The following is a 26735-nucleotide window of genomic DNA, read 5'->3' as shown; positions in this document are numbered from 1 at the left end:
TATGTTAGTGATCCGGCATTACTCGTCTCAGGGTTACTCCACCATGTTCTCCCCGAGAACTGGGTTCTTTGCTCGAGTCGAAGACCCGGGCTCTGCTGAGCCGTTGTGGTCGCGACACGGGCCCGAGTTGATGGACATCTCGATCACTAACTGGTGTGACAAGGGATGCTCATTTTGCTACCGAGGGTCAACCCCCAGAGGCGTGCATATGCGCTTGTCCGACTACACTGCCCTGATTAGGCAGGCGGCCTCAATGGATGTGCTCCAAGTGGCTATCGGTGGTGGGAACCCTACCCAGCATCCCGATTTTGCCGAGATTCTTCGAACTACTCGGTCGATGGGCATTGTTCCGTCCTATACCACGAATGGCAGAGGTTTGACGCCAGAGGTACTTGAGGCGACTAAGAGGTTCTGCGGTGCCGTTGCGGTAAGCGCCTATGAGCCCTGGGAGGAGTTCGAAGCCGCCCTGCAGTTGTTGAAGGCGAATGGGATCGCCGCCAATGTTCACTTTGTATTGAGCAATGACAGCTTCGCAATGGCAGAGGCGTGGCTCCGAGACCCACCTAGCTTTCTCCATGGCATCAACGCCTTGGTGTTTCTGAACTTCAAGCCGGTCACTCGCGTGAACGATCAGACCGGTCTCACACGGGCTGTCGGGGCGGAGCGACTTAAATCGTTTTACGCCTCGGCGACCTCTCCAGGGTTGCCCTTCCGTATCGGGTTTGACAGTTGCATGGTGGCTGGATTGGCATGGCACACGGCAATCTCTCCAACTACGTTCGAAGCGTGTGAGGCGGGGCGCTTTTCGATGTTCGTGTCCGAGGAGATGAAGGCCTACCCGTGCTCCTTCATGGTGGGTAGTTGGCACGGCGTTCCGGTGACTGACACGAATCTGCAGTCGATTTGGCAAACGCACACCGCATTCGCTGGCGTGCGAGAGAAGCTCACCAAGGGGCGGTGCAACGGATGCGCGAACGCACATTCCTGCATGGGTGGATGCCCGATTTTCCCTGACATCAACCTATGCGACCCATTCGTGAAGGGTCTTCGTGAGCCTGACACCTATCCCTTCGACGTGCCGAAAGGGATTCGGATCTCGGCTCCTCGTCGGCCGCCGGTTGCATCCGAATGAGGACTACTCCGATCGGGCGGTCTATCGCCATCGCGCCCCCTGCCGCCGCCACCACACCCCCTGCCGCCCGCATCACGCCCCGTGCTGCCTGCGTCATGCTCCGTAGTGCACCCATCATGCTCCGTGGTGCCGGCATCATGCTCGGTGGTGGGCCCGGAATGCCCTGTGATGCCGGCGTCATGCTCCGTGGTCTCGGAATCACGCTGCATTTCTCCGAGGAAAAGTGCCCGTTCAGAGGCGTTTGTTCGGGCCGGTTTTTGCGCTGGGTGCGGTGGGGCGGCGGCGCGGGCGGTTTTAGCGGACGAGAGTGGCGACGGCGCTGATCAAGGGGTCGATCGCCGCAGCTTGCAACAATGTCGCCATTACCGGATTGCAAACTCCGCAAACTACGCCAGTTGCAGGTTTGACAGGCTCACGAGCGGCCGGTAACTTCCCCGAACTTTCACCGGGGGATTCCATGCAAATTCGATCGATCGGCGGTGCACTTGCGCTCACCAGTGTTCTTTCCCTCGCGGGCTGCCAGCAGCCGCGGGCGACGAGCTACAAGCCCGAGCAGGAGCGGGTGCACGAGGTGCGTATCCACACCCTGGGCAACCAGAGCGTGATCACGTTCCAGGCGCCGCCCGACCCGGGCGACGGGGCGCCGATCAATGCTCCAGATGTGTCGCAGCAGCCGCACGCCCTCCTTCCTGTCTCGGGAGTGGTCCCGGTCGGGGCCAAGGACGTGAATCTGACGGTGCATGTGACCGGGCTGCCGCGGAACCTGAGCCCGACGCACTTCTGGTTCGTCGAGGCCAAGGACCCCAGGTCCAATGATCTCAATGCGCCCAGGCCGCGGCAGGTCGCGGTGAACCCGCGGCCGGTCACGTTCGCGGCGGAGGTCGCTGCTCAAAGGCAGCAGCAGGAGTGCGGCGTGGTGCAGTTGAGCGCCTCGGAAACCGACAAGATCCGCGAGGAGCGGGCCAAGGTGCGGCCGATCTCGGGCCTCTCGGTCGCCATCGACGGCGCGTACCTCGCCGGCGCCGCCGACGGGGACCGAATTACGGTCCAGATCGACTACGAAGGGACGTTTGAGGAGCCGGTGGCGAAGCGCGAAACCACATTCCAGGGCTCAGTGGCGCGGACGTTTGTGCTGTACAAGGTCGACACCTTCCGCAAGGACCGCGAATACACCGTGCCCGTGTACAACATCGCGGCCATGCCGATCCCGTATGATGAAACCGACAAACTGTTCGGCTCCAAGATCGCGAACCACTACTACGTGGTGCGGCTTTCCTTCCGCAATACCACGAACACCGACTGGCTCATCTCCACCGGCATGATCCGCGCGAGCGGCCGCGCCATGGTGGTTCCGGTCGATGGCGCCAACAGCCCGCGTTTCAGCATTCCCATCATGGTCTCCCCGCAGGCGCGTGAGCACGTGTACGCCATCCTGGAGCGTCAGGAGTTCAGCACTTTCCGCTCGTGGAGCTTCCGTGGACTGGAGTTCGTTGGCTCACTGTCAACCGCGCTCGCCAATGGCCTCTCGTGGGGCGACGACGCGATCCGCGGCATCGGGATCTTCACCGGAGTGGGCGTGCCGGAGCTTGGCAAGCTCTGGGTCGATCACTTCCCAGGATACAAGCGGAATGTCGTCAACTACGCCATGCCAGCGTACCTGAAGGTGCCACGCACCTCGACCTCCATGGCCAGCTTCATCTTCTTCTCCAAGGACGACCTGGAGTCGATGGTGATGGACTCCAACCTGTTCGGGGACACGAGCAAAGAGGCGGAGTTCTCATTCGGCGACAAACGGAGCACGCAAAAGACGGCCACGCCGCGCTCCTATGTCATCGGGCTGGAGTTTGACGGGCTGGACATCCCGTACGAAATCGTGATCCTGCCCGACGAGGTCATCGCGGGCGCGGAGGGACGGATTACAAGCGCCGGCGCGCGGGCGAAGGAGGCGGACGATGCCTCCCTGAGCTTTGCCCGCACCACCGGTGCTTTCAACGACGCGACCACGCTGGTCGGCAGCTTCTCGGATCCGGCGCTTGCGGAGTTCAAGTCCGCGTACGACGCCCTCTTTGACGAACTCTCCGAGCAGAGGCGTGCCGCCGCGTCGTCGTTCACGCTCACCCGCGACTCGGCCAGCGCCGAACTTGCCAAGGCCAACCGGCTGCTGACCGAGAAGGCTGAGGCGCAGGCAGTGGCTGTATTGGCCCGCATCAAGGCCCTGCACACACTTGTTGGTCCCTACGGCAAACTGAAGGCGAAGACAGATCTAACAGGGGACAAGAAGGTCAAACAGGCGGAGCACCTCAAGGCCGCCGAAGACGCGGCCAAGGCCCTCAAGGACCTGAAGACTCCTGGCGACAAGGCCATCAAGGACGCCGACACGCTTGCGGCCACCATCAATGACTTCCTCAAGACCTGACCGCTCCGCAAGCCCTACGACCTTTTTTTTCAGGTTTTGCTTCAGCGGCCCCCCCGAGAGGCCGAAGTCATCTCTTGCCGGGCCTGGGCCACGTTGGACTCCAGGGCAACCCGACATGTTCGCAGTGACGGTTTGGGCCTCAGGCCCGAGGCAGGCAAGACATGACACGCAAGCAGTGGCTGGAGTTCTTCGCGCAGCGGATGGGGACCTGGGATAGCGTCTTCGCTCAGATCGGCGTGACGCAGCAAGAAGTCGATGCCCTGATCGCCAAGGTTGAGAAGGCACAGAGCTCGCTCGCCGCGGCCGACAAACTGCGGCTGGAGAGCAAGGCCGCGACGCAGAAGTTCTACACCGACGCCGACGAGGCGCACGACGACGGCCAGGAGCTGATCAACAAGATCCGCAACTTCGCCGCCACCACCAACAACCCGTCGGTCTTTCAAATCGCCATGATCGATCCGCCCTCGCCCCCAACCCCGCTGGGCGCCCCCGGAAAGCCAGAGAACCTGGTCGCGAGCATCAACGAGCTGGGCTACATCACGCTCAACTGGAAGAGCACGAACTCGGCCCCCAGCACCGGCGCGTTCTTCAGCGTGTCGCGGGCCCTCAACGGCGGCACCAACTACACCATCGTGGGCGCGGTGCCCACCCGCGAGTTCGTGGACACCACCATCCCCGCGGGCACCGGCCAGGTGAACTACGTCATCCAGGGCCGCCGCGGCCAGTACCTCAGCGAGCCGACGACCTACACCGTCCGCTTCGGCGTCGCGGGCGGGGGCAACTTCGCCATCGTCACGCAGGGTGAGGTGACCAGCGGCGTGGGGGGCAAGCTGGCGGCGTAAGCCCACAAGGCAGGTTTGAAACACAGAGCACACAGAGGGCACAGAGAAAGGCCTTGTGTGGAAGAAAGCCAGAGGCCCGGCGCGTGGTGCGTCGGGCCTTTTTCGTTGATGGGATCGAGTGCTTCAACACCCTTTCCCTGCCTTCCCCTGTGCGCTTCTGTGTGCTCTGTGGTTCGAGTCCCTCTTCCGGGTATCCTGCGGGCGTGCCAGGGCGAGTGACATCTCGGCGGGCGGTGCTGGCGGGCATGGCCGCGCTGGGGGCTGCCGCTGTGCTGTGGCCGTACACCCCCAAGTCGCGGCGGCGCGTGCCCCGTGGGGGGCGCGGGCGGGTGGAACTCACGTACTGGGAGAAGTGGACGGGGCTGGAGGGATTGGCACTCCAGCGGCTAGTGGACCGGTTCAACGCCTCGCAGGAGCGGGTGTGGGTGCACCTCATCCCGGTTGGGGACATCGACGCCAAGGCGATGGTGGCGATCGGGGGCGGCGACCCGCCGGACCTGGTGGGCTTGTACACGTACAACGTGCCGGGGTACGCCGAGGCGCGGGCGGTGATGCCGCTCGATGAGTTTGTGTCGCGCGGGGGACTTCAACGCGAAGGGCGCGAAGGGGAGCGAAGGCTCGAAGCGGGGACAGAAAGCGAACGCGGAGTTGGCGGAGGGGGGAGCGGAGGGCGCGGAGAGGGGGATGGGGTTGCGGACGCGGAGTACGCGCCGGGAGTGCGTGAGCTGCTGTGGCACGAGGGGAGGCAGTGGGCGGGGGTGAACACCTGCTACACGCTGGGGCTGTACTACAACAGGGCGATGCTGCGGGAGGTTGGGGCGGACGCCCCCACCACTGTTGCGGAGCTGGATGCGATCGCGGACGAGCTGACGACGCAGGACGCGCAGGGGCGGATCACCCGCGCGGGATTCTTGCAGAACCTGCCGGGGTGGTGGCCCTACCTGTGGCCGGCGATGTTCGGGGGTGCGCTGTTTGATGCGGGCAGGAACGCCGCGACGGTTGATTCGCCGGCGTGCGTGGAGGCGTTCGAGTGGATCGCGGCCACCGCGCGCCGGCGGCACGGCGTGGCCGCCACGCGCGCCTTCGCCGCGGCCTTCGGCCGCAGCATGCACTCGGCCCAAGACCCCTTCATCTCCGGTCGGCTCGCGATGATCGTGCAGGGGCCGTGGCTGGCGAACTTCATCGCGGCGCTGAACCCCGCGCTGGAGTTCGGGGTGGTGCCGCTGCCGGTGTCCGGTGCGTTGCGTGCGAGCGGGCGGGTCGACGACGCGAACCCCGTGGGGCTGCTCGAGGCCGACGTGCTCATGATCCCGCGCGGGTGCCCACACCCTGAGGAGGCGTACGAGTTCCTGCGCTTCCACCAGCAGCAGCGGGAGCAGGAGCAACTGGCCTTGGACCACTTCAAGCCGTCACCCTTCGCGGCGCCGTCGCCGGAGTTCCTGGCGCGGCACGGGCACCCGGGGATCCGCGTGCACAACGCGATCGTCGGGAGCCGCAACGCGATGGTCTTGCCGCGGACGCGGGTGTGGAAGCAGTACTCCGACCTCACCACGGCCGCGTTCGACGCGGTGTGGGGCGGGGCGGATGTGAAGCAGACACTGGCCGGGCTGAATGAGCGGGCGCAGCAGCTCATTGACTCGGCGGAGGAGAGGAGGCGGCAGCGGCAGAGCGGCCGCCGCGGGGAGTCCAACGAGATGAAGACATCTCGGTGGCACGGGGGGCTGGCGTAAGTGCGCGAGTCACGCCGCAACCTGCTGGCCGGGCTGCTGTGGGTGTCGCCGTGGCTGGTCGGCGTCGCCGCGTTCCTGCTCGCGCCGCTGGCGATCACGGCGTACGTCTCGTTCACGGACTACTCGCTGCTCGAAGAGCCGGTGTGGGTCGGTGCCGCCAACTACCGCGAGATGGCGGGCGACCCGGTGTTCTGGAAGGCGGTGCGGAACACGGGCCTGTACGCCCTGTCATTCCTCGTGCTCGGGACGGTCGTGTCGGTGCTCATCGCGGTGCTGCTGGAGCAGCCGCTGCGCGGGCGCGGGCTTGTGCGGGCGATCGTGTTCCTGCCGACGCTCATCCCGGTGGTGTCGGCGAGCATCGGGTGGATGTGGCTGTTCAACGCCCAGCACGGGCTGCTCAACGCCGTGCTCGGGCGGGTCGGTCTGCCCACGCCGGACTGGCTGGGGAACCCCACCTTCGCGATGCCCAGCCTCATCCTGATGAGCCTGTGGGTGGTGGGGTCGTACGTCGTGATCTGCACCGCGGCCCTGCGGGACGTGCCCGCGGCGCTGTACGAGGCCGCGGACCTGGATGGCATGGGCGCGCTCGCGCGGTTCCGCCACGTGACGCTGCCGATGATCTCGCCCGCGATCCTGTTCAACGCGGTGATGAGCATCATCTGGGGCTTGCAGGTGTTCGCGGTGCCGCTGATCATGACCAAGGGGGGGCCCAACAACGCCACGGTGGTGTTCTCGATGTACGTGTACAGCAACGCGTTCGCGTACGGGCGGATGGGGTACGCCAGTGCTCTGGCGTGGGTGCAGCTGCTGGCGACGCTGGCATTGACGGGCGTGGCCCTGATGATCGCGCGGCGGTTCGTGCACTACCGGGGGGCGTGAGCGGCGATGGCTTCTTCGATGGACAAGCCCGCTACCGGTCGTGCCAAGCACAGCCGCCTCGCGCGCCCGGTGCTGTACGTGCTGCTGGCGTTCGTCGGCGGGCTGTACGCGCTGCCGCTGGTGTGGATGGCGTCCACCTCCATCAAGCCCGAGCGCGAGGCGCTGTCGGACTCTGTCGGTCTGCTGCCGGAGCTGCCCCCCGCCCCCACTGCTGCTGGCGCTGGCGATGAGATCTCGTACGCGGCACGCCTGGCGGAGCAGGTGGCGGCCAACTACACGGCCGTGATCGATGCGCCCAACGCGGACTTCCAGCTCTACATCCGCAACTCGCTGATCGTGGCGGCGCTGAGCGTCGCGGGCATGACCATCTCGAGCGCGGTGATCGCCTACGGGTTCTCGCGCATCCGCTGGAAGGGTCGGGACACGCTCTTCCTGGGGGTTCTCGCGACGATGATGATCCCTTTCACGGTGATCATGGCCCCGCAGTTCCTGCTCTTCAAGCACCTGGGCTGGATCGGGTCGTGGATGCCGCTGTGGGTGCCGTGCTGGTTCGGGGGCGGGTTCAGCATCTTCCTGCTGCGGCAGTTCTACATGGGGATCCCGCGCGAGCTGGACGAGGCCGCGCGGCTGGACGGCTGCGGGCACTTGGGCACGTTCTGGCACGTGATCCTGCCCCTCGCTCGCCCCGCGCTGGTGGTCGTCGCCCTGCTGCAGTTCATCGCGACGTGGAACGACTTCACGGGTCCGCTGGTGTTCATCAACCACCCGTCGCAGTACACGGCTGGATTAGGGCTGCAGATGTACCAGACGGCGCACGGCGGCACGCCCTGGAACCTCATCATGGCGGCCAGCGTGATCGTCATCGCGCCGGTGATGGTGGTCTTCCTGCTCGCGCAGCGGTCGCTCATCGAGGGGGTGGCGACGCAGGGTCTGAAAGACTGATAGAGCCGATCGCGCAAGCGATCGGAACATCCTAATCAACGTCGACTTAGCACGGGAAGTGCTACCGAGTCCTACTCGATCACTCTCGATTGCTTGCGCAATCGGCTCTTTGGGGCACTACGCGCTCAGCACGGATTCCCGCCCAGCACTCGGAAGAATGCCTCGATGTCCTGATCCGTGCCCGCGTCGCCGTCGCTGTTGTAGTCCGACGGACCGCACGCGGGGCAGCAGGTGCCGCCGATGCACGCGAAGAACGCCTCGATGTCCTGGTCCGTGCCGTGGTCGCCGTCACCGTTGTAGTCGCTGGAGCAGGGCGGCTGCCCGGGGTAGCCCATGAGGACGAACGGCAGCTCCACGTTGACATCCGCGGCGCTGGCGGGTTTGCCCGCATCGAGCGCGTCCGCCCAGCCGCTCGGGCCGAACTGGCGGGCGTTCGCGCCCGCGACGGTCCGCAGCCCGGCCTTGGTCACCGTGGGCGCGAAGACCTCAAGGGCGGTGTTCGCCGGGACGATCTGCCAGTCCAGCCAGTAGGTGCCCGGCTGAAGCTGCACCAGCGCCGTCGACACGTTCAGCTCCCAGATCGGCTTCGAGGTGTCGGGCGCCATCGGCGCCGGCGCGGCCGCGGAGTTGAACACGCGGTACAGGTTGGTCGCGGAAACAGACGCCAAGCGGTTGGTGGACGTGTCGCCCCACACAACCGTGCTGCCAGCGTCGCCCGGACGGCCGGTCCAGATGCGGAGCGTGACCGACGCGAACGGGTTGGCGGCCGCGCCCGGCTGGTACGCGTAGAGCTTCACATGATCGATGTGCCACGCCGCGGGAATTGTGAAGTTGTCCGCGAGGCGGAAGGCGCCGCCGCTGCCGGCCCCATGCACCGCCAACCCGCCCGTGGCGTTCGCCGCGCCCGCGTCGCTCTGCAGCTCGCTCCAGAGCGTGCCCGCAGGAGCGGTCGCGCCGTTCGCGGCCGTCGCGCCCGTCGACAACGGCGCGACGCTGGGGTCCGCGCTCTGGTTGCTCAGCAAAGCGTTCTGAGCCGAGGCGGAACCGGCAACCGCGGCCAGGAAGGCGGCGGCGAGCACTGCATGCGGGCGGTTCATCGTCATGGTTGCGTCCTCGCGCGAACAGGTGACTCAGAGGGTGACGCCGCGGAAGGTCGGCGTGTAGCCGGGGAACAGGTTGGGGAGATCGTCGTTGCCCAGGCGGTTGACGGCGATCTCGGCGACGATGTCGCGGTAATCAGTCGTCACCTGAAGATCGATGCCCTGGTACAGCTGGCTGGCGTTGAGGCCGGGCCACTGCGTGAGCACGCGCCCGCCGTGGATCGCGTTGCCCATCACGATCATCACGTTGCCGTGCCCGTGGTCGGTGCCGGTGCCGGTCTGCGCGGCACGCCGTCCGAACTCGGACATGCACACGAGGGAGTAGGTCGGCGCGGTGAGGGCCGTCATGTCGGTGTTGAACGCGGCCAGTGCGGTCGCGAGCGTGGTCATCAGGTTGTGCATGGCGCCGGGGGTTGTGCCGCTTGGCACCGTGCCCTGGTTCTCGTGCGTGTCCCAGCCGCCCAGGTCAATGGCGATCGCCTCGACGCCCACCTGGGCCTTGATGAGGGCCGCGGTGGACTTCATGGCGGTGCCGAAGCTGCCGGTGGGGTAGGCGGCGCCGCCCGCGGGCTGGTAGGTCGCGAAGTTGATGGTGTTGAGCAGGTCGATGGTGCTGAGGGTGTTGAGCCCCACGCTGCGGAGCGGGTCGCTGGTGTCGGAGTACATGCCCTGGATGGGCACGGTGCGCGCGGCGACGGTGGACGAAGAACCAGTCAGGCCGAACGTGTCGAGGTTGGGGATCGGAAGCGTGAGCGGCCCGCCCACCAGTGCGCGGGGAAGGGCGGTGGAGATGCTCAGGGCCCGCAGCAGCGACCCTGGTGTGGCCGGGGCCGTGGCGGCCAGGTGCCGACCCAGCCAGCCGGTGACGAGGCTCACGTCGCGCGGCTTGCCCACCTCCATGAACCGCTGAGCGTCAAAGTGCGACCGCGAAGGGTCTGTGGAGCCCGACGCGTGCACGAAGAGCAGCTGCCCGGCCTGGAACGCGGGCAGCAGCGCGGTCATGCCCGGCGGCAGGCCGAAGCCGGTGGGCCCGTTGGGCCCGGCAACCGAGACGCCAAGGTCGGTGCAGCGGTACGTGGCGGTGCTGTCGGGCTGCGGCACGGCGATCGTCGGCCGCATGGCGTAGTAGTTCGCCTCGCTGAAGGGCACGCACATCGAGAGCCCGTCGGCGGCCCCGCGCAGGAAGATCGAGATCATCACGTCGCGCTGGGTGGACCGGTAGTCCTTCGCCATCGCGACGCGCGGCAGCCATGCCGGGGCGGCCATCGCGGCAATGCTGATCGCGCCGGCGGTGCCCCCCACTGCCCCCAGGAACCCGCGCCGGCTCAACTCGCGGTACTCCTGGCACCCGCAACTCCCGCTGGACATCGTCTCGTCGTGTGACATCGGAGTGCTCCTTGGGGGCTAGTACCACTGGAAGCTGGGGGCCGCGATCGCCACGCCGAGCACTTCTTTGGTCTTGGTCGAGCTGATGGTGCCGGCGCCGAGGTAGGTGTTGAGGCGGGCCTTCTCGCTGGCGGGCATCTCGCCCGCGAACAGCTCGGCCTCGATCTTGTTGAGCATGGGGCCGGCGGTGGTCAGTCCGCTGAAGAACGCCGGGTAGTCGACGGTGCATCCTGAGATGTTGGCGTTGAGCAGCGAGGCCCCGAAGTTCCACCGCGGCAGGATCAGACCCTGCCAGTACATCGCGGTGTCGGGGTACCCATCGGGGGTTTCCCAGTAAAACGGGCGGTGGCCGCACGAGGTCAGCTGCCCACGCAGACCGCTCGTCGCGGTCACGTTCGAGGGCAGGGCCCGCAGCGCGGAAACCATCAGGTGGAACGGCCGTTTGTACTTGGGCGGCGCCGAGGCCAGGTTGTTGGGCTTGAGGATCTCGCGGATCATCGACTTGATGTCGCCGCCCGTGGATGTGTAGACGGCTGCCACCCGGTCGACGAGCGACGGGCTGGGGTCTTCGCGGAGCAGCCAACGGGCCATCTTGAGCGAGATGTAGCGGGCGGTGCTGGGGTGGGCGATGAGGGCATTGAGCACGCGGTCGCCGTCGGTCTGCCCGCCGCCCGCGGCGATGTTCAGCTGGTAAGGCGTCCCGGCGAAGATGGTCTTGGCGCCGTTGTAGTGGCGCGTGCTGCTGTAGCGGAAGGCGCCGCGCGTCGGGGACGTCGCAACCGAGTCGTACCCCCAGCCGCTGAAGCAGCGCGACACATCGAGCACGTCCGCCTGGGTGTAGCCGTTGTCCGCCCCCATGGTGTGCAGCTCGAGGATCTCGCGCCCGTAGTTCTCGTTGACGTTTGTAGCGGTGCTCAGGTAGTTATCGAGGTACGTCAGCATCGCCGGGCTGTGGGCGCTGGCCCGCAGCAGGTCGCCGAAGTTGCCCAGCGCGTGCACACGGATCACGTTGCGGTCGTCCATGCTCTTGAGCATGTTCGCCGGCTCGCTGTTGATCGCAATGTTGAAGTGGTCGGTCCAGAACTCGACCATGCGCTGGTAGAGCTGCCGCTGGCTGAAGATCGCCCGCAGGATGGTCGCCTCGGTCAGCTCGTTGCTGAGCAGCGTGGCCCCGCCGGTCTGGGTGTACTGCTCCTGCTGGGTCATCGTCAGCGTGGCGAGCGAGGACAGCCGCGCCTCGCACGCCGAGTCATCGATGGCGGTGTAGTTAAGCTGATAGTCGAGGTAGCCGTGGTACCCCAGCTGCGCGGCCAGGGCGAGCTCAGAGGCCGTTGGCCCGTAGGTCACGCGACGCACCAGCTTGGTGAGAAGGCTCCCGGGATCGACGTCGGCCGAGGCTTCCACCGGCGGCTGTGCGAGGACCGTGCGGGCGGCGCCCCATACCGCTGCGAAGGCCCCGGCTCCCGAGATCAGGCCGCGACGCGAGAGCGGGCGCGAAGGGGTGGACAAAGAGGGAGAGTCTGCTGTCACGTCACACCCCTTCTGCTGAGGGCCGCGCGAACGCCCCGGGCGAGCGGGGCCAAGGGCCAGCATACCGGGAAACCGAGGACCAAGCGCCCATTTTCACACGGTTGGGATGGATTAGGGCTTTCTGCCCCGGCGACGGAGCACCAGCGCCCCGACGCCGATGATCGAGAGCGTGCCAGGCGTCGGCACGATGTACGAGACGCTCAGCGAGGGACGCAGCGCAGGGTCCGGGTGCTCGCGGCTGTCGAAGCGCTTGGCGGTGGCGGTCACGCCGGGGGACTCATCGCCCAGAATCATCCAGCCGAAGTTGCTCGGAGAGTCCTCGAGCCACGACTGCACATCCGCAATCAGCTCCGGCGAAGACCACTGGTAGAACCCGATCCCCGCAACGATCGACATTGCGCTCGGCGGCTCCTCGAAGTCGCCGCCGAAGCTGGTCCACGCGGTGCGTGTGTGGAACGCGTGCGTCCAGGTAGCGTCGCCATCCTCTGCAGGGGCCCCACCGCCCTCCTCGCCCGGTGCATCGGAGCCCGCCTCGCCCCAGTTGCGCGACATCGCGTGCAGGCCCACCGGCGTGCCGGTGGACACCGTTCGCGACATGTGCATGGTGAGGATAACGTCGGTGATCACCGCATCCGCGGGGATGCTCGACAGGTCGAACGAGATCATCGCCCGCCGCTTGATGCTCATGGCAGTGACGCCGGTGAACAGGTACTGGCCCGCGCCATTGCTGATGCCGCCGAGGTCCGCCTCGAAAATAGAGGTGTCGCGCAAGGGCTCGAGCATGACCGAGGTCTGGGCGACGCCGGTGCTCGCGAGCAGGCCAATACAGGACACAACGGGGATGAGCCGCATCACCCCTGAACAGAACCGCTGATCGCGGGCGGGGCAACCAAAGTCCGAGATTGATGCTGTCGGCGACGCCCAGGCGCGCGGTAGCATTCTGCCCTCACCCCCGGAGAGACCCATGGCCCTGCTGATCAGGAACGGGCGCATCATCACCGCCACCGACGACTACACGGCGGACATCTACTGCGAGGCCGACACCATCACCCGCATTGAGCGGTCGATCGACCCGAGGTCGACCCCGGGGGCCGAGGTCATCGACGCCGCGGGCAAGTACGTCTTCCCTGGGTTCATCGACCCGCACGTGCACGTGTACCTGCCCTTCATGGGCACGTACGCAAAGGACACGTGGGAGACCGCCGGGCGCGCGGCCATCGTCGGCGGCACCACCACGCTGATCGAGATGATCTGCCCAGGCAAGGCCGACGAGCCCATGGTTGCGTTCGAGACGTGGCTGAGCAAGGTCCAGGGCGTCGCGCCCTGCGACTACACCTTCCATATGGGCGTCACCCGCTACGACGACCTTGCTGAGAAGCAGCTGCGCGAGATCGTCCGCCGCGGCGTGACCTCGTTTAAGGTGTTCCTCGCGTACAAGGGCGCCCTCGGGGTCGATGACCGCGAGCTGTACCACACCCTCAAGCTCGCCAGCGAGCTAGGCGTCGTCGTCACCGCACACTGCGAGAACGAGACCATCGTGGCCGAGCGGCAGGCCGAGCTGCTCGCCGAGGGCCACACGGCCCCCCACTTCCACGAGCCCTCGCGCCCGGTGCGCGTGGAGGCCGAGGGCGTGCACCACCTGATGACCTTCGCCGAGCTGACGGGCGCGCGCGTGTACGTCGTGCACACCTCCTGCGTCGAGGCTGTCGAGGAGGCCCAGCGCGCCGTCGCCCGCGGCGTCCGCGCCAACATCGAGGTCGTTCTGCCGCACCTGGTGCTCGACCGCTCGTACACCATGCGCGACGGCTTCGAGGGGGCGAAGTACGTCATGTCACCACCCCTGCGCGATCAGTCCCAGCTCTCGCCCATGTGGGGTCACCTTCGTTCCCGGACCATTTCGACGGTCGCCACCGACCACGCGCCCTTCGACTTCGAGACCCAGAAGACGATGGGACGGGACGCGTTCACGAAGATTCCCAACGGCATCCCCTCGGTTGAGGACCGCGTGAACCTGCTCTACACGCACGGCGTGTGCACCGGCCGTATCGACCTGCACACGTTTGTTGAAGCCGCCAGCACCCAGGCGGCCCGCCTGTTCAATCTGGAGGGCAAGGGCACAATCGCAGTGGGAGCGGATGCGGACCTGGTCGTCTACGACCCCGGCTACCGCGGCACGATCTCTGCCAAGACCCACCACATGGCGACCGACTACAGCGCGTTCGAAGGGTGGGAGATCAAGGGCCGCCCCAGCGTCGTAACGGTCCGCGGATCGGTCATGGCCCGCGACGGCAAGTTCGTCGGCCGCCTGGGGCACGGGCGGATGGTGCCGCGCCACACCGACGAGGCTTAGCGCCGCTCATCGTCCGGGGGACGGGGCGCGATCGGCTCGAGCGACGAGACAATCGCTCGCGTCCGCAGGTTGTCGCCGCTGTGCGGGGTGAACACAAACGCACGCGGGTGGCCGCCCGCGCCCTCGACCGCCGGCGCGATCCACAGCACCGCGTCCACGCCCGAGCCCTCGCTCGCGAACCAGTCGCGGAACCGCTCCGGAGCCTGACTGGAGTCCACCGGGACCTGCTCGCTGTCGAGCACCAGCCGCGCCTTAGCCGCGGCGTCAACCTCCCCGCTCCGCTCCTCGGGGTTGGGCACCTCGCCCATTGGCGTCACGCCCGTGTGCAGCATCGAGGCGACGAGGTCCTCGATCGACTCCGACACCTCCGGCGTCCACGGCCGGCGGATGTCATTAATCATCAGCACGCGCAGCCCCATCGGAACTGACAGCTTCTCCGCGGGAATGAACTCATCGCGCTCCACCTCCACGCCATTGACAAACACGCCAGTGGGCGCCGGCTGCTCAACCTGCGCACTCCCGCCACCGCGGTTGGCCATCGAAATCACGAACGCGACGCCCACCAGGAACACCGCCACAGCACCCAGCACACCCTTCATGCCCGACGAGCGCAGTTCGCCCGCCGCGCCTGTTCGTGTGTGGGCCCGCTGGCGCGCGGCCTCCATGCGCGCGCGGGCAGATGCCAACTGCTCGCGCGCCGGCTTCCGCGGACCTGCCGGCGGCACCCACGGGCGGCCCGGGTTCTCGGGTGCGTGCCGCGCGCGGCCAAGCCCCGCCTGCACACCAGCCCACGCGCTGCCGACGACCCGTCGCGCCTCGCGTACGGACTTCTCCGCAATCTCGCCGGCCCGGACCGCGACATCCGAAGGCGGCTGCCCGTACACCGGCTCGTGCGCGCGCGGAGCGGCCGCGGGGTCTACCTCCGCCCGCCCGCTCCACCAGTTCACCATCCGCAGGCGCGGAGCGCGACGCACGACCTCCGCAGCAGCCCCCGCGAGGCCGGCGGCGCCTGCCATCGCCGCTGCCCCGAGCGGAGCGCCCACTGCCGCCGCACCCGCGATCGGCGCGGCCGCCGCTGCGGGGGCAACGCCCGCGGCCGCCATTCCTGCCGCCGCCACCGCCCCCACACCCGCGACCACCGCGGCCGCGGGCGTCGCAACCGGTGTTGGGCTCCCCGACATGCTGGGCAGATCCACCGGCTTCACCTCAAACGGATCGGCAGCCCGCACAACCGCGCGAAGATCCGCCAGCATCATCTCGGCCGAGGTGTACCGCTTGTCGTAATCCGTCATGGCCCGCCGGATGATCCACTTCACCGCGTCCGGGCAGCGCTTCGAAACGGCCGAGAGCACGCCGTGCGCGGGGAATGAGTCCTCCAGCATCGAGTACACCACGGCCCCCGCGGCGTAGATGTCGAACCGGGTGCCGTCAACTTCGTGCACCTTCACGCCCTTGAGGGCCTGCCGCACGAGCTCGGGATCGCGGAAGTACTCGGTACCGTGGGTGGTCAGCGTCATCGCCGATCGCAGCGATGACACCAGCCCGAAGTCCACCAGGTGCGCCCGCGGGTTGGGCCCGGCATCCACGATGATGTTGTCGGGCTTGACATCCTTGTGCCAGAGGCCGCCGCGGTGGTACTCCGAGAGCGTCTCCATCAGGTCGCACGCATAGCCGATCGCGAGCCGCAGCTGCGGCTCGGCTAGCCCTTCGGGCGGGCTCGCGGCGTGCAGCCGGCGCGTCACCATGCTCAGCGACTCGCCGGGCACGTACCGCATCACGTAGTAGAAGCGGTGCTGGCTCAGCTCGTGGTCGAGAATCAGGCCCATCCGCTTGGCGGCGTCCAGGGAGCGGCTCTCACGGACGATCTGCGGCAGGCTGCTGCCGTCGGAGAGCGAGAACGACTTGATCACCACCTGGGCCACATCGTGCAGCCCCTCGCGCACGAACGCCGCCCGCTTCTCCGGCTCGGGCGTTGCGATGTACAGCTTCGCCCCCGACCCGCCACCCGCGAGGGTGCCCACGATGCGATATCCATCGAACTGGCCTGTGCGCGGCGCGGCTGCGCCACCGCCAGCCGCGGTGCCCTCGGTCCCGGGCACCGCCCGCACAACCTCCGGCAGCCGCCGCTCGATGCCCTCCGTCAGCCCGCCCAGCCCGAACAGCCGCACGGGATTGCCCACAATCAACCTGTACACGCACGCGCCCGCCTGCCCCAGCTCACCCTGGAACGCCCGACCGAAGTGACGCGCGGCCGACCACTTCCCGATGAGCACGCTCCCCACCACCGCCGGCACATAGAGCACCGCCAGCAGCACGGCCCCGACAAAGCGGAACACATCGCCGATTTCGCTGGTGATAAAGGTGAACAGCCGCGACAGCACCCAGCCCACGCCCTTGAAGAAGGGGATGAGCAGCATGACGAACACGACCGCCCCGACCGTGACGGCCGCGAGCACGCCGAGCACCATCAGCAACGTGGATCCCATCGCCAACCTCCGACCGCGGGCGAGGCGGTCCTTCCCGCCCCGCTACGCCAGGCGCTGGGCCTGGTCCTGCCGGCGCAGCTCCATCTGGCGGTGGTAGATCTCCGAAATGGCCTCGTCGAAGAGGACATCGTCGGAGGGGGCAGGATCGTTCTTGGGGGACAGGACAAGGCCGTTTCGCGCCGCCTCGTCCATCTCCTCGCGGGTGAAGCTGTAAATCGCGATCACCTCGCCCAGCCGCTGCCGGAGCATGTCGCGCACGCGGGCCAGCCGGCGGCTGACGGTGGGCTCGCTGATGCCCAGCGACGCCGCGACCTCCTTGCCGGGTTTGTTCTCCAACACCCGCATGGAGTAGATGGAGAAGTCGGTGAAGTCGGCTTCCTTCTCCACCAGCCGGATCGCCGCCTCCACTTTGCTGCGGAACACCGCGGCCTCGTACTGCTCATCCACCGACTGCCCGGCGCACGCGGCCATCCAGCTCTCGTCGAGCTCGGTTGCCTTCCTGTTGCCGCCGCGCTTCTGGGCGAGACGACGGTCGAGCTCGTCCCCCAGGACGTGCTTAGCGATCGCCAGGAGCCAGGTCGAGAACCTCGCCCCGCGCGCAGGGTCGTAGCGGTCGATGGACTCGCTGAGGGCCGCAAGTGTTTCTTGGGAAAGGTCGCGGACGGTTTCAGAACCGATCCGCCCTTTCCCCCACTTGGTCAGTTGGGCGCGGACTACCGGCCCGAACGTCTCCCAAAGCTCAAACCACGCGGCCTGGTCATTGGCCCGCAAGCGCCCGATAAAGCCTGTGGTCATGGGGGTGAGCATCGTCGATCCAAGGGTATCACACCCTTGCCCGACGCGTTCCCCGGTCCAGTCCGGAGCCTACTCCTCGCTGACGCGCTTCTTGAACTGGAACATGACCTTGTCACCAGCGGCCCCGACGATCTCAACCTCGCCGGTGCCCGCGTTGATGGCGGCGATCTTGTACCCATTCCCGACGGCGTCGCCCACGCGGCGCAGCTTGCCGTTGATCACCGCGACGGAACCCTTGTTCGTCGCCATGATGGAGGTGATCTGGAGCTCCGGCGGCGTCGCCTGCTGAGGTGTGGAGACGCGCACCGGAGGCTCATCGACCACGCGCGGCTTGACCTCCGGGTCTGGGACCTTTGGCTGCACCGGGGGCGGAGGCGCCCGGTTGAGCATCGGCGAAGGGCCGAAACCCCGCGAAGCCTCGGCGTTGAACTGGCTGACCAGCGCCACCGCATTGGCCGTCGGCGTGGTCTCGGGCGCAGGCTTGAAGGGCGTTACTGTGGGCGTCTCCTGCCCGAAAGCCGAGGACGGCGCACGCTTGAGCATCCGCACGCCCGCAACGCCCAGGAGCGGCATCACCGCCAATGCCGCGGCCACCAGCGGCCACGGGAGCTTGGTCGTTCCGACGGTCAGCGTCTCGAACCTCATGAGCCCTTCTCCTCGGAAACGTTCACGTGGGCCGTCTTGCGGGTGTCCACGTTGGGGATCTGCAGCTTCAGGTGCGTCGTTTCGATGACACCCGTCACGACGGGGTCCCGCGCGGTGCTGCCGACGGTCTGGGGCGAGAGGTGGAAGCTGCCGACCTTGGAGACACCAAGGTTCTGCTCGCACGCATCCACAAAGCGGCACACCGACTCGTACGTACCGCTCACCTCGATGCTGTAGCCGAACACTTCCGTGCCTTTGAGGGCCTTGCCGTTGACCGGCGCCTGGTTGGCCCCGCGACCCGTGCTCGGCTCGATGCGCGCGAGCTTCACCGAGTGCGTCTTGGCGAGGTCGTGCACCGCGTCGTACAGGCGCGTGGCGTTGCCGCTGAGCGCCGTAGCCTGGTTGGTGCGGCGACCCTTGGCGCTCAGGGCCTCGATCACCACTTCCAGCGGGGCCTCCGTGTCGATCATCTCATCAAACAGCGCGAGCTGCGCGTGGATCGCGCCCAGCTCAGCCTTGGTGTCGCGGAACCTCTGCTCCAGCGGTCGCACCGCCAGGTACCACCCGGCGCACACGCCCACGCACACCATGAAAGCGGCCATGAACTGGGGACGCCCGGGCGCCCCGTGCATACCAGCCTGTGATTCCTGCTTCTTCATGGCTGCTCCTCCACGCTGGCCAGGCCGGCCGGTTTCGCGTCCAGCACTCCGGCAAGACCCACGTCGGCCGTGATCCCCCGCAGCTGAACGCTCACGATGAACGTCTTCGCCTCGACACCCGAGATCTCTGAGGCGTGGGTCGACACGATCTTGACACCCGCCACCACCGGGCTCTTGGACAGGCGTGTGACGAACTCCGTGAGTGAGTCCTTCCCGTTCCCCGGGTAGGCCGTGCCGCTGAGCGTCAGGATGGGGCTGCGCTCCTTATCGGTGCCGTAGGTGCCGGCGATATGGTTGAGCTCGATGACATCGCCGCAATCACGCGAGACCAGTGCAAGCCCTGCGATCCACCGCGGCCGGTCGCCGATGGTGTCCTTGATGCTCTGCGTGGCGGCCGCGAGGTCGGTCGAGAGCTGCTGCGCACGCGCGACCTGCAGTTCGTGGGCCGACATCGCTTCGACCCGCTCCTGGAGGCTGTCGATCTGACGCCGGGTGCGTGACGTCTGCGCGTACGTCCAGCCCGCGTGCGCCAGCAGCGCCATCGCCGCGATCACGCCGCCGAGCCGCACGCCGGCGTAGAGGCGCCCGTTCATCCGGTTCACGAACTCAGTGGGCGAGACCACGCCCGTCACCGCCGCGTAGTGCCCGAAGCCACCGAGTTCTCCCGCATCCTGCGCGGGGACCTGGTCGCCGTGGTCCTCCAGGTGCACCTCGATGCCCGTATCGAACTGGGCTTCGAGGGCCTGCGCGAACCCCGGGACGCTCGCCCCGGGGCCGGCCAGTGTGATCTTGAGGCGGGCCTGCTCCGACTCAGGAACGCTGAACCGTAGAGTCTGGCGCGTCTCGATCGCGTACCGCTGGAACACCGGCTGCATGAGCGGGATCACGCCGTCCATGACGACGCCCGCCTCCGTCGGTGTGACCGGCACGCCCCGCTGCGGGACACCCGCCTGAAAGAGAGTTGCGTACGCCATCGGCTGCGAGATGCCGCGCCGGTCAGCGATCCTCGACCCGCGCATCACCGCGTCCGCCAGCATGTGGAATCCAAAGTCCAGCGAGCGTGCGAAGATCAGCCGCCCCTCGCTCCACCCCGCAAGCACCGTCGCGTGGTCCGCCACCCACAGCACCGCGTGCGTGCCGCTCGGGGGCAGTGAAGAAGCGACCCGCACCGCGTGCTTGAGGGCCGCCGCCTTCGCCGGGATGAAGTCACGAATAGTCAGGCCGGCACGCCGCACCCAGTTCGCAATGGCCTCGGTGTCTGCGGGCGCATCCGCCATGCCCAGAATGTGCACCTTGGGGTTCGCTGCCGACGCAGGGTCGGACTCAAGGGGGTGCAGCGACGTCGGCCACGGCTCGCCGTGGCTCGGCAGTGATTCATTCAGGGAAAACTGCGCCGCGCTGAATGCCGCGGCCCCGCGCACCGGCGGGCTGTACACCTCGGCCGTCGCCTTGCGGCTGTAGTACACCACCCGCGCGGCGGAGCGTCGGGCAACGCCCAGCTCCTTGATCGCGGTCGCAAGCTTGTCGTCCAAGCCGCTGAGCCCGTTCTCCCACGTCTGCTCCCAGGCAGTCGCGTCAAGCGGCAAGGCCACGACCTTCTGCAGGCGCCCGCCCTTGAGCGTCGCCACGCGCAGGCACGTGGGGGAAAGTCCGATCAGAATCTGGTCTCGTCCGAACACGGGGACCCCTTTGCAAGAGTGACTGGACCTTGCTCTGCATCGGCCGGGCGTGAGCGCGACTTTGGTGAAATCCGGCGGGTCAGGGCGCCGAAAGGGTGATCTTCAGGCGGCGAGTGGTCGTGCCGTCGGCCCCGCGGACCACGGCGTCTCCCGGCGAGTTGGCGGCGGGTAGCGACACGTACGTCACGGTCGCCTGCCCCATCGTCAACGTGGAGTTGACCGCCGGTAGAGCGAGCCCCTGGTTGTTGCACTTGATGATGATCCGCCCCCCGCTCTCGGCGGCGTAAAACGCCCGAGCGGTCTCCGCCCGCAGCGCTCCAGTTTGCGCCTCGGTGCCCGAGGCGTTCACGCTGCCGATCACCGCCAGATTGATCGCCGCGAGCATGATCACCACCGCGGCGATGCCGCATCCCCTCCGCAGCCGCTTGCGTTTCACGCTCATCATGGGTCCACCACCCTCACTCTGGCGAACGCGGAAGACCGCAGCTCGAACCCGTTGCAAACAATCGTGATGTTGTACCGCTGGGTCGTGCTCGGCGTCGCGCTCGTGCTGGTGACGCCGTCGCTGGCCAGGTACTCCACCACGAAGCTGCTCACCTGGTCGCACAGTGGCGAGAGCGTCCCGTCCGTCGCCCGCTCGTACAGCGTGGTCCCTGTGAGCTCGATGCCCTTGCCCGACCCGAACCGCACCTGCGAGGGCGACGCGATGCTCAGGTCCAGTGTGCCGCGAACAGCACCCTCGGGAGAGTCCCGCAACGTCCGCACCACACGCTCCATCGCGTACGCAGCCTTCTCCGCCGTGCGCCGCACATTCGCGGCCTGCACGTAGGCATCGCCCGCGGTGAACACGATCGGCACCACGCTGGCGCTGATGATCCCCAGGATCAGCACCGTCATCGTGACCTCTACCAGCGTGAAGGCCCGCCGCACCAGGTTGGAACGAGCGTGCCTCATAGCGACGTCACCATGGATTGCAGGGACAGGGTCCGGGCCGAGCCGTCGGAACCAGTGAATGTTACGGTGACGGTCACGCTGCGGAAGAGGTCCTGAGAGGTCACCCCCGTCGCGGCGCCCGACTTGTCCACCAGTCCGCCGATCGTCACGCCGTAGTTGATCCCCATGCCCGTGTACAGGCTCGTGATGGACGAGAGCCGCGCCACCAGCCCCGTCGTCGCTGTGTTGAGGTACGTCGCCGAGTTCGCCAGGGCGGAAAAGCCCAGCCCCGCGCTCTTGCTCGAGACATCCGCCAGCACCTGCTCCATTACCAGCGTCCCCAGCGCCGTCGCCCTCGTCGTGTTCACGCTGTCGGCCCGCCGCTGGTTGGCCTCACCCAGCCAGATGAGCGTGGTCGGCAGCGAGATCGACAGCGCCAGCACAACGACCACCGCCTCAATGAGCGTGAAGCCACGCCGCGATGTTCCACGCATGTGTCTCATCGCACCACCATCCCCGTGCCCTTGCGCACCGTGATGGTCGACCCGCCCGCGAACCCGATCAGCGCGTCGTTGGTCCACCCGCCAATAAGCGCCCCGGCCGCGGTCCGCAGCTCGGGCGTCCCATCGAAACCGAACCACAGGACCTGCGCCCCGCCGGTGCCCGCACCCCCGGTAAAGGAGGTGATGTCGGCCGCGGGGTACGTCTTGCCCAGGTACATGACCGGATCTGGCTGCCCATCGATCATGTTCATCACCGCCGGGGCCGCGCCAAAGGACGCGATCGTGTAGTACTGCACCGTATCGGCCGAAGGGTCAATCCGCACACCCACCGGGTGGCCCTCGGACACTGCCAGCGACCGCGCCGAAATCAGCCGGCGCTCAACCTCCTCCGCCGCGGCGGCCTGACGCGTCCCCGTCAAGCTGTTCCACGCAGGCACGACCGTCACCGACACCACCGCGATGACAACGATGACCACCCCCATCTCCAGGAGCGTAAACCCGCGGCGTTGACGTCGTGCGCTACGCATGATCTTCGTGCCCGTTCCGAGTCCTTAGAGCTGGTTGGCCGTCTTGAACCCGCCCGCGCCATTCGAGACGGTGGTCGCGGTCGAGCTGTTGCAGTAGAAAATCGCCGTGGGCGGGCTGGCCGCGTTGTCCACGTAATAGTTCCACCCCACCGTCGTGCCGTTCACCACCGTACGGGCCGCGGCCTGCGCCTGCGTCACCGCCTGCACATTCGACAGCCCGTTGTACGGGTTCTTAGGCATGGCGGTCTGGAGCACGGTGCCAAGGGTGTTCAGCTCCGTCAGCGTCGGGAAGGGCGAGGTGCCCGAGAGCATCGCCTTGCTGCGGAAGGCCGCGATCCCCGAGCGCACGCCACCGAGCGCACCCTCGGTCGCCCCGCTCTTGGCATCATCGGTCACGCCGCCGAACCGCGGCACCACCACCGCCGCGAGGACGCCCACGATCAGCACCACCACCATGATCTCCAGCATGGAGAACGCGCGTCGCAGGCCGAACGGTCGTGTGCTCATCGGTACGGTGCTCATACTGCTCCCCATCGGTAACTTCCCGCCTCGGGGCCACCCGGGCGTGCCCGAACGCCCGCGCCCACTGCGGCCTGTGCCGCCGGTATCACTTCTGCAGCCGCACCATGCCCCACATCGGCAGGAACACCGAGAGCGCGACGAGCAGCACGATGCCCGCCATCGCCACCGTCATGATGGGCTCGATGATGGTGTTGACGTTCTTGGTGAGGTGCGAGGACTCGCGGTCGTAATACCGCGCCACCACGTCGCACGAGCGGGCCAGGTCCGCCGAGTCCTTGCCGGCGCCGATCATGCGGCGGGCAAAGCTGGGCAGGTAGCGGGTGCCGCGCAGCACATCCGTAATAGCGTGCCCCTGGCGGAGCTGGTCCACCATCGCGTTGCAGTCGTTGATGAACACCGGCCGGCCAGTCGCCCGGGCGCCCATCTGCAGCGCCTCGATCATGTCCAGGCCCGACTGCATGCCGATGCCCAGCACGCGGGCGAAGCGCCCGGCCGTCACCGCCAGGATGATCTTCCGGACATAGGGAATGTGCAGCAGCAGGTTCTCGAGCTTGAGCCGCCCCGCCGGGTTCTTCCACATGAGCACAATCGTCGTGAAGAAGCCGATGATCGCGCCCAGGTACGCCCACCAGTAAGCCCGCACCGAGTCGCCCAGCGCCTGCACCACCCGCGTGGTGATCGGCAGGGCCGCGCCCTGGCTCTCGAAGATCGCGCCGAACTTGGGCACCACGAACACGATGATGACCGTCACCGCCAGGAACACCACGCTCAGCACGATGGCCGGGTAGGTCATCGCCCGCTTGAGCTGCTGGCTGGTCTCCATCTGCTTCTCCAGCAGCTCGGCGAGGTGGTTCATCACCTCCACCATGCTGCCGGACTTCTCCGCCGCGCGGACCGTCTCAATGAACACGCTGCCGAACACGTGCTTGTACTTCTCGAGCGCCTGCGTCATGGGCAGGCCCGACTCGATCATTGCCGCCATGTCCAGCAGCATCGTCCGCATATCGGGCTTGCAGTCGCCCTCCGCGATCGACACCATGCCGCGGTCGATCGGCACGCGGGCCTCCACCAGCACCGCGAGCTCGCGCGTGAGGTTCACGATGTCCGCGGGCTTCACCTGCTGCCACGAGAAGGTGGCCTTGCTCCTCTGCACCGCCTTGGTGACCTTCACGGGCGTCAGGCCCATGGCGCCGATGCGGCGCAGGGCGTCCTGCTCGTCCACGCCCTTCACGTAGCCCTTGGTCTTTGTCCCCGACTGGCTGACGGCCTTGTACGCGTAGGAGATCATGCCGCGATCCTCACTTCCTGCTCTGCGCCCGTCGCGTGCAGCTTCGCCACCTCGCTCAGGCTTGTCAGACCTCGGGCCGCCTTCGCCAGCCCGTCATCCCACATCAGCTTCATCCCATCCTGCATCGCCGCCGCCTGGATCTCAGTGATGGTCGCCTCCTGCTCCACCAGCTTGATCACCCGAGGCGTCATGCGGAACATCTCGAAAGCGCCCAGCCGCCCCTTGTACCCCGTATTTCGGCACGCGCCGCACCCGCAGCCGCGCTTGAACGGCGACTGCCGCAGGGCCGCGGGAACCATCGCCAGAATCCGCTGGTCGTTCTCCGCCTGCGCACACTGCTCGCACAGCTTGCGCACCAGCCGCTGCGCGATCACGCACAGCAGCGCGCTGTTCACCGCGAACATCGGCACCCCGAAGTCCTTCAGGCGCGACAGCGCCCCCACCGCGTCGTTCGTATGCAGCGTCGAGAGCACCAGGTGACCCGTCAACGCGGCCTGCACCGCGATCTTCGCCGTCTCCTGGTCGCGGATCTCGCCCACCAGCACGATGTCGGGGTCCTGACGCAGCACGCTCCGCAGCGCCGCCGCGAACGAGAGCCCCACCTCCGCGTTCGCCTGCACCTGCCGGATCAGCGGCAGCCGGATCTCAACCGGGTCCTCGATGGTGATGATGTTGCGCGAGGGTGAGTTCAGGTGGTTGAGCGCGGTGTAGAGCGTCGTCGTCTTGCCAGACCCCGTCGGCCCGGTCACCAGGATCATCCCGTGCGGCCGCTCGATCGCCTCCTCGTACCAGCGCGTCATCTCCGCGGGCATGCCCAGGCCCGACACCGGGCCGATCTTGCCCGCCGAGCGGAGCAGACGCATGACCACGTTCTCGCCATGGATCGTGGGGATCAGGCTCAGACGGATGTCCACGTTCTCGCCGCTGCGGTGCGTAAAGCGGAACTTGCCGTCCTGCGGCTTGCGGGTCTGCGTCAGGTCGAGCTTCGCGAGCACCTTCAGCCGCTGAACGATGTTCACGTGCGAGCTCTTCGGGGGGCCCTGCTGCGTCTGCAGCACACCGTCCACGCGGTACCGCAGGATCAACTCGTTCTCGTCGGGGTTGATGTGGATGTCGCTTGCCCCCGCGTCCACCGCGCCCGAGACGATCTGGTTGACGGCCGCGACGATCGGCTCCTCGCCGGTCGTCAGCGCCTCTTCCTTGACCACGGCCGTCGAAACAAACCCGCTCTCCGCCTGCGCCAGGCTGTACGCTCGAGCGATCAGCGCCCGCAGCTGATCGCTGTCAGCAATGACCGGATCGACCTCAGCCTTCAGGATCTGCCGGATCTGATCGATCGCCTGCAGGTTCAGCGGGTCCAGCATCGCCACCGTGGCGGTACCGTCCAGCACGAACAGCGGGAACGCCGCCAGGCGCTCCGCCACCGCGCGGGGCAGGTACTTCATGTTCTGGATGCTGATGTCGAACTGCGCGAGGTCGACGAAGGGGTACTCGCAGATCTTCGCCTTCGCGATCGCCAACTTCCGCGAGGAGATCACCCCCAGCGACACCAGTGCATCCAGCAGGTTCTCGCCGGGCTTGAGCGGCGCCTCGCCCGCCCGCCGGATGTCCGTCTCGGTCACCAGCCCGTCCGCGACGAGCGTCCTCACGATGAAGTGCTTGGAGTCCATGTGTTGCCGGGGCTCTTAGGCCGCCGCCCCCTCCGCGCGTGTGTCGTCCGCGAGCAGCGCCAGCAGCGCCGCAACCTGCTTGCTCGCATCAGGACCAGGATCGGCGAAGGCCGTGCCGATCAGGTACGCCGGCCGGCGGTCGGTCATGCACACCCGCTGCACTCGCACCGGCACCTCGAGGATGACCCGCGGCTCCTCGCCGTACGAGTACGCCCGCACCGTCAGCAGCGTCCTCCGGGGGATGAACACCGGCGAGATCATGCCGATGCCGTTGCTGCTGAAGTCCACGATGTCCAGGTCCACCCAGCCGTCCCGCGCACCCGCACCCGCACCGAAACGGATGTTGTCCTGGTGCTCGCCCGCCACGGCCGCGCTCCCGCGGATCGAGACGTCGTACCGCACCGACTGACGTGCCATGTTCTGGGTGTCGTTCATGCCCGGGAACCTCTCTGCGGTTGCGCGATGGACCGCTGGGTCAGATCGGCCGCCCGGAGACCCGGGTTAAGACGCTACCGCCCGAAAACCCCTTTGCCGGCGTCCACCCCCCCACCAAGGCGGCCGATAACCCCTCGCGGGGGCAGGAGCTCCGCCCGGAACCGGCTTTCCGCCCGTCGGGCGCCGCCTTCCAGCCACTTTCTTGTCCCGGGGAAAGTGCTTTCTATACTTCCGGCAACCCAGCCCGGGATCGGGGCTGGGCCCTCGGCGGTCAGGCCCTTCTGTT

The 26735-nt window shown here is 67.3% G+C and carries 24 protein-coding genes; 7 read left to right on the top strand and 17 right to left on the bottom strand.

The window, feature by feature from the left end; genetic code table 11:
* Nucleotide 1: 1 nt before the first annotated feature.
* The 6 genes from VD997_05630 (at nucleotide 2) to VD997_05605 (ending at nucleotide 7941) form a co-directional block, all read left to right on the top strand.
* Entirely contained in the window at nucleotides 2-1132 is a 1131-nt protein-coding gene (locus tag VD997_05630) for a radical SAM protein (GenBank protein HYE61456.1), read from the top strand.
* Between the two features lie 457 nt (nucleotides 1133-1589).
* Nucleotides 1590-3548: a hypothetical protein gene (locus VD997_05625; GenBank protein HYE61455.1), complete on the top strand. Its 1959-nt coding sequence runs from the start codon at nucleotides 1590-1592 to the stop codon at nucleotides 3546-3548.
* Nucleotides 3549-3709: 161 nt separating this feature from the next.
* Nucleotides 3710-4390, top strand: coding sequence for a hypothetical protein (locus tag VD997_05620; protein HYE61454.1), 681 nt, complete (start codon nucleotides 3710-3712; stop codon nucleotides 4388-4390).
* A gap of 203 nt (nucleotides 4391-4593) precedes the next feature.
* A complete protein-coding gene (locus tag VD997_05615) occupies nucleotides 4594-6120 on the top strand; it encodes an extracellular solute-binding protein (GenBank protein HYE61453.1) in 1527 nt (508 codons plus the stop codon).
* Nucleotides 6121-6999, top strand: a complete 879-nt coding sequence (locus tag VD997_05610; GenBank protein HYE61452.1) for a sugar ABC transporter permease — start codon at nucleotides 6121-6123, stop codon at nucleotides 6997-6999.
* Between the two features lie 6 nt (nucleotides 7000-7005).
* The gene (locus tag VD997_05605; GenBank protein HYE61451.1) at nucleotides 7006-7941 is read left to right on the top strand and encodes a carbohydrate ABC transporter permease; all 936 of its coding nucleotides are present in this window, start codon (nucleotides 7006-7008) and stop codon (nucleotides 7939-7941) included.
* A 125-nt stretch (nucleotides 7942-8066) separates the two neighbouring features.
* On the opposite strand, the gene VD997_05600 is transcribed toward VD997_05605, so the two are convergent.
* The 4 genes from VD997_05600 to VD997_05585 form a co-directional block, all read right to left on the bottom strand.
* The gene (locus tag VD997_05600) at nucleotides 8067-9044 is read right to left on the bottom strand and encodes a hypothetical protein (GenBank protein HYE61450.1); all 978 of its coding nucleotides are present in this window, start codon (nucleotides 9042-9044) and stop codon (nucleotides 8067-8069) included.
* A 27-nt stretch (nucleotides 9045-9071) separates the two neighbouring features.
* Complete coding sequence (locus VD997_05595) at nucleotides 9072-10427, bottom strand: DUF1501 domain-containing protein (protein ID HYE61449.1); 1356 nt, start codon at nucleotides 10425-10427, stop codon at nucleotides 9072-9074.
* An 18-nt stretch (nucleotides 10428-10445) separates the two neighbouring features.
* Entirely contained in the window at nucleotides 10446-11936 is a 1491-nt protein-coding gene (locus VD997_05590; protein ID HYE61448.1) for a DUF1800 domain-containing protein, read from the bottom strand.
* Nucleotides 11937-12068: 132 nt separating this feature from the next.
* Nucleotides 12069-12809 (bottom strand): DNRLRE domain-containing protein, encoded by a 741-nt coding sequence (locus VD997_05585; GenBank protein ID HYE61447.1) that lies wholly within the window; start codon nucleotides 12807-12809, stop codon nucleotides 12069-12071.
* 112 nt (nucleotides 12810-12921) lie between these two features.
* On the opposite strand from VD997_05585, the gene hydA reads away from it, so the two are divergent.
* Entirely contained in the window at nucleotides 12922-14307 is a 1386-nt protein-coding gene (gene hydA, locus VD997_05580; protein ID HYE61446.1) for a dihydropyrimidinase, read from the top strand.
* Here the strand turns inward: hydA and VD997_05575 are convergent.
* From VD997_05575 to VD997_05515, 13 genes are all read right to left on the bottom strand, one after another.
* Nucleotides 14304-16793 carry a hypothetical protein gene (locus VD997_05575; protein HYE61445.1) on the bottom strand — a complete coding sequence of 830 codons (2490 nt, stop codon included), beginning with the start codon at nucleotides 16791-16793 and terminating at the stop codon, nucleotides 14304-14306. The genes hydA and VD997_05575 overlap by 4 nt on opposite strands.
* A 42-nt stretch (nucleotides 16794-16835) precedes the next feature.
* Nucleotides 16836-17600 carry a sigma-70 family RNA polymerase sigma factor gene (locus VD997_05570; GenBank protein ID HYE61444.1) on the bottom strand — a complete coding sequence of 255 codons (765 nt, stop codon included), beginning with the start codon at nucleotides 17598-17600 and terminating at the stop codon, nucleotides 16836-16838.
* A gap of 57 nt (nucleotides 17601-17657) precedes the next feature.
* Entirely contained in the window at nucleotides 17658-18233 is a 576-nt protein-coding gene (locus tag VD997_05565; GenBank protein ID HYE61443.1) for a hypothetical protein, read from the bottom strand.
* On the bottom strand, nucleotides 18230-18892 hold the full coding sequence (locus VD997_05560) for a hypothetical protein (protein HYE61442.1): 663 nt from the start codon (nucleotides 18890-18892) through the stop codon (nucleotides 18230-18232). Before VD997_05560 ends, VD997_05565 begins: the two co-directional genes overlap by 4 nt.
* Complete coding sequence (locus VD997_05555) at nucleotides 18889-20571, bottom strand: hypothetical protein (GenBank protein ID HYE61441.1); 1683 nt, start codon at nucleotides 20569-20571, stop codon at nucleotides 18889-18891. Before VD997_05555 ends, VD997_05560 begins: the two co-directional genes overlap by 4 nt.
* Nucleotides 20572-20650: 79 nt before the next feature.
* On the bottom strand, nucleotides 20651-21016 hold the full coding sequence (locus VD997_05550) for a hypothetical protein (GenBank protein ID HYE61440.1): 366 nt from the start codon (nucleotides 21014-21016) through the stop codon (nucleotides 20651-20653).
* The gene (locus tag VD997_05545; GenBank protein ID HYE61439.1) at nucleotides 21013-21525 is read right to left on the bottom strand and encodes a type II secretion system protein; all 513 of its coding nucleotides are present in this window, start codon (nucleotides 21523-21525) and stop codon (nucleotides 21013-21015) included. Before VD997_05545 ends, VD997_05550 begins: the two co-directional genes overlap by 4 nt.
* Complete coding sequence (locus tag VD997_05540; protein HYE61438.1) at nucleotides 21522-21998, bottom strand: type II secretion system protein; 477 nt, start codon at nucleotides 21996-21998, stop codon at nucleotides 21522-21524. The genes VD997_05545 and VD997_05540 overlap by 4 nt, the downstream gene beginning before the upstream one ends.
* Nucleotides 21999-22003: 5 nt before the next feature.
* Nucleotides 22004-22534, bottom strand: a complete 531-nt coding sequence (locus tag VD997_05535; GenBank protein ID HYE61437.1) for a prepilin-type N-terminal cleavage/methylation domain-containing protein — start codon at nucleotides 22532-22534, stop codon at nucleotides 22004-22006.
* Between the two features lie 24 nt (nucleotides 22535-22558).
* A complete protein-coding gene (locus VD997_05530) occupies nucleotides 22559-23041 on the bottom strand; it encodes a prepilin-type N-terminal cleavage/methylation domain-containing protein (protein ID HYE61436.1) in 483 nt (160 codons plus the stop codon).
* Between the two features lie 100 nt (nucleotides 23042-23141).
* The gene (locus VD997_05525; GenBank protein HYE61435.1) at nucleotides 23142-24344 is read right to left on the bottom strand and encodes a type II secretion system F family protein; all 1203 of its coding nucleotides are present in this window, start codon (nucleotides 24342-24344) and stop codon (nucleotides 23142-23144) included.
* Nucleotides 24341-26014 (bottom strand): GspE/PulE family protein, encoded by a 1674-nt coding sequence (locus VD997_05520; GenBank protein ID HYE61434.1) that lies wholly within the window; start codon nucleotides 26012-26014, stop codon nucleotides 24341-24343. The genes VD997_05525 and VD997_05520 overlap by 4 nt, the downstream gene beginning before the upstream one ends.
* Before the next feature lie 15 nt (nucleotides 26015-26029).
* Nucleotides 26030-26449 carry a hypothetical protein gene (locus VD997_05515; GenBank protein ID HYE61433.1) on the bottom strand — a complete coding sequence of 140 codons (420 nt, stop codon included), beginning with the start codon at nucleotides 26447-26449 and terminating at the stop codon, nucleotides 26030-26032.
* Nucleotides 26450-26735 lie beyond the last annotated feature (286 nt).

This window comes from Phycisphaerales bacterium (assembly GCA_035627955.1).
GTDB lineage: Bacteria > Planctomycetota > Phycisphaerae > Phycisphaerales > UBA1924 > JAEYTB01.
The sequence above is the reverse complement of the archived record's forward strand: the minus strand, read 5'-3'. Positions and strand labels throughout refer to the sequence as shown.

Excerpts from the sequence above, each read along its gene's own strand:
- VD997_05540 (HYE61438.1), bottom strand. The coding sequence starts at position 21,998 with ATGCGTGGAACATCGCGGCGTGGCTTCACGCTCATTGAGGCGGTGGTC.
- VD997_05595 (HYE61449.1), bottom strand. The coding sequence starts at position 10,427 with ATGTCACACGACGAGACGATGTCCAGCGGGAGTTGCGGGTGCCAGGAG.
- hydA (HYE61446.1), top strand. The coding sequence starts at position 12,922 with ATGGCCCTGCTGATCAGGAACGGGCGCATCATCACCGCCACCGACGAC.
- VD997_05570 (HYE61444.1), bottom strand. The coding sequence starts at position 17,600 with ATGCTCACCCCCATGACCACAGGCTTTATCGGGCGCTTGCGGGCCAAT.
- VD997_05520 (HYE61434.1), bottom strand. The coding sequence starts at position 26,014 with ATGGACTCCAAGCACTTCATCGTGAGGACGCTCGTCGCGGACGGGCTG.
- VD997_05565 (HYE61443.1), bottom strand. The coding sequence starts at position 18,233 with ATGAGGTTCGAGACGCTGACCGTCGGAACGACCAAGCTCCCGTGGCCG.
- VD997_05575 (HYE61445.1), bottom strand. The coding sequence starts at position 16,793 with ATGGGATCCACGTTGCTGATGGTGCTCGGCGTGCTCGCGGCCGTCACG.
- VD997_05515 (HYE61433.1), bottom strand. The coding sequence starts at position 26,449 with ATGAACGACACCCAGAACATGGCACGTCAGTCGGTGCGGTACGACGTC.
- VD997_05630 (HYE61456.1), top strand. The coding sequence starts at position 2 with ATGTTAGTGATCCGGCATTACTCGTCTCAGGGTTACTCCACCATGTTC.
- VD997_05560 (HYE61442.1), bottom strand. The coding sequence starts at position 18,892 with ATGAAGAAGCAGGAATCACAGGCTGGTATGCACGGGGCGCCCGGGCGT.
- VD997_05535 (HYE61437.1), bottom strand. The coding sequence starts at position 22,534 with ATGCGTAGCGCACGACGTCAACGCCGCGGGTTTACGCTCCTGGAGATG.
- VD997_05545 (HYE61439.1), bottom strand. The coding sequence starts at position 21,525 with ATGAGGCACGCTCGTTCCAACCTGGTGCGGCGGGCCTTCACGCTGGTA.
- VD997_05525 (HYE61435.1), bottom strand. The coding sequence starts at position 24,344 with ATGATCTCCTACGCGTACAAGGCCGTCAGCCAGTCGGGGACAAAGACC.
- VD997_05600 (HYE61450.1), bottom strand. The coding sequence starts at position 9,044 with ATGACGATGAACCGCCCGCATGCAGTGCTCGCCGCCGCCTTCCTGGCC.
- VD997_05550 (HYE61440.1), bottom strand. The coding sequence starts at position 21,016 with ATGATGAGCGTGAAACGCAAGCGGCTGCGGAGGGGATGCGGCATCGCC.
- VD997_05605 (HYE61451.1), top strand. The coding sequence starts at position 7,006 with ATGGCTTCTTCGATGGACAAGCCCGCTACCGGTCGTGCCAAGCACAGC.
- VD997_05620 (HYE61454.1), top strand. The coding sequence starts at position 3,710 with ATGACACGCAAGCAGTGGCTGGAGTTCTTCGCGCAGCGGATGGGGACC.
- VD997_05625 (HYE61455.1), top strand. The coding sequence starts at position 1,590 with ATGCAAATTCGATCGATCGGCGGTGCACTTGCGCTCACCAGTGTTCTT.
- VD997_05585 (HYE61447.1), bottom strand. The coding sequence starts at position 12,809 with ATGCGGCTCATCCCCGTTGTGTCCTGTATTGGCCTGCTCGCGAGCACC.
- VD997_05530 (HYE61436.1), bottom strand. The coding sequence starts at position 23,041 with ATGAGCACACGACCGTTCGGCCTGCGACGCGCGTTCTCCATGCTGGAG.